Source organism: Terrabacter terrae (assembly GCF_039529575.1).
Classification (GTDB): domain Bacteria; phylum Actinomycetota; class Actinomycetes; order Actinomycetales; family Dermatophilaceae; genus Terrabacter; species Terrabacter terrae.
The window spans coordinates 1-1,418 of the sequence record NZ_BAAANB010000076.1 but is presented as its reverse complement, the minus strand read 5'-3'; the positions used below and the strand labels follow the sequence as shown (position 1 = coordinate 1,418).

Genomic DNA, 1,418 nt, shown 5'->3' with positions numbered 1-1,418 from the left:
GTGTCGGCGCCCAGGCGTTCGCCCTGCGCGACAGGATCCGCGAGGTCGACGCGTGGCTCCGGACGCGCCCCACCCTGACGGTGCTCGAGGTCCACCCCGAGGTGTCCTTCGCCGCGATGACCGGCGAGCCGATCCTCGCGGGCAAGAGGACGGATCAGGGCCAGAGCGCCCGTCTCGATGCCCTGGCCGAGGCCGGCATCGCCCGCCCGTCGGTGCTCCGAGGGCAGGGGTACGCCGCCGACGACGTCCTCGATGCCTGCGCCGTTGCGTGGTCGGCCGCGCGGCATGCCGCCGGGCTGGCTCGCTCGCTCCCCGACCCGCCGGAGGTCTTCTCCGACGGCATCCCGGCCGCCATCTGGGCCTGATCGCCGCCGGACGTCGCCGCTCGGGCGAGAGCCCGCCGCGGCGTCGAGTGCTCCGGCAACCGACGATCCACAGGGCATGCCAAGACAGTCGTCCCGTGATCGAGCAGTCGTCCGATCGGGCGGCAGTCAGCCGGTGACGGCGACCCGGAGGGCTCCGGCCGTGGCGTTCCAGCCCGGCTGGGTGGGGTGGACGTACTCGGCGGTGTCGCGGCCCGGGGTGCCGACCGGCACGAGCCAGGCGTCTGAGTTGTCGGCGACGACGTGCGGGTCGAGGCCGTGGACGCGCCCGCCCCAGGCCTGCTTGACCGTGTCGACGAAGTGGTAGTGGTCGGCGCCCGGCTCGGCGTTGAGCTCGGCGATCCCCTGGGCCTGGAGCTGGTCGCCGAGGCGCTGCAGGTCGTTGAGCGCCTTGCCGGCGTCGTAGACGGGCGCGACCTCCGGGATGCCGTAGCTCTCGGTGTTGACCAGGATCGGGTAGCTGAGCAGGTAGACCTGCGCATGCCCTCCGGACTTCTGCTCGACGGCCCGCAGCGCGTCCTTCGTCTTCTCGACCATCTGCGGCGCCTTCGCCGAGGCGGCATCGAGGGCCTGCTTGCAGCTCGTCGGGTCGCGCAGGGTCAGGCAGTCGACGACGATCGTGGAGAAGCCGATGTCGTTTCCGCCGATGGTGACGAAGACGTAGTCGGTGTCGGGCGTGACGGAGTCGATCTGCGCCCGGGTCATCAGCTGGCACGAGACCGTCCCGGTGTAGAGGCTGCCGACGCCGGCACCGGTCACGAACGTGTAGGTGTAGGAGAAGTCCGGCTGCGCCGGGACGCCGCAGAGGCGCTCGGTCTGCGCGCGCCGCATCCACTCGGCCTTCTGGTCGGGGTAGGCAGCCGGGTCGATCGAGTAGGTGGCGCTCTTGGTGGAGGCGTTGCCGAGCTGGCGCGGGTTCAGGATGTCGGGCACGACCCCGCCGCTGCACGCCGCGTCGACGTAGCTCGCGCCGATCGAGGCCGCGACCTGCGAGCCGTAGTTGTCCGGGGAGCGGTAGCAGTCACGTTCCTCGTA

2 protein-coding genes are annotated in these 1,418 nt (G+C 71.7%); one reads left to right on the top strand and one right to left on the bottom strand.

Going from position 1 to position 1,418, the window contains the following annotated elements; translation table 11 throughout:
- A partial coding sequence (locus ABD194_RS19220; RefSeq protein WP_343994474.1) for a DUF429 domain-containing protein occupies positions 1-365 on the top strand: 365 nt, incomplete at its 5' end.
- Positions 366-491: 126 nt separating this feature from the next.
- Here the strand turns inward: ABD194_RS19220 and ABD194_RS19215 are convergent.
- On the bottom strand, positions 492-1,418 hold a 927-nt coding region (locus ABD194_RS19215; RefSeq protein WP_343994472.1), incomplete at its 5' end, for an SGNH/GDSL hydrolase family protein.